Origin of the sequence: Neisseria sp. P0019.S002 (assembly GCF_051957155.1) — a bacterium.
Taxonomy (GTDB): Bacteria; Pseudomonadota; Gammaproteobacteria; order Burkholderiales; family Neisseriaceae; genus Neisseria; species Neisseria perflava.
This window is the reverse complement of sequence record NZ_JBQCWS010000197.1, coordinates 1-255: the sequence shown is the minus strand read 5'-3', so window position 1 is coordinate 255 and position 255 is coordinate 1. Positions and strand designations below refer to the sequence as shown.

The 255-nt window shown below is 46.7% G+C and carries 1 protein-coding gene; it reads left to right on the top strand.

The window, feature by feature from the left end; translation table 11 throughout:
• The coding region (locus ACTHTY_RS12280) for an EF-Tu/IF-2/RF-3 family GTPase (RefSeq protein WP_440367904.1) at positions 1-255 on the top strand (255 nt) is incomplete at both ends.

Here is a 255-nt window from a genome sequence, read left to right as displayed (position 1 = left end):
CATCCACGTTGGTGACGAGATCGAAATCGTAGGTCTGAAAGAAACTCAAAAAACCACTTGTACCGGTGTTGAAATGTTCCGCAAACTGCTGGACGAAGGTCAAGCTGGTGACAACGTAGGTGTATTGCTGCGTGGTACTAAACGTGAAGACGTAGAGCGTGGTCAAGTATTGGCTAAACCAGGTACTATCACTCCTCACACCAAATTCAAAGCAGAAGTATACGTACTGAGCAAAGAAGAGGGTGGTCGTCACAC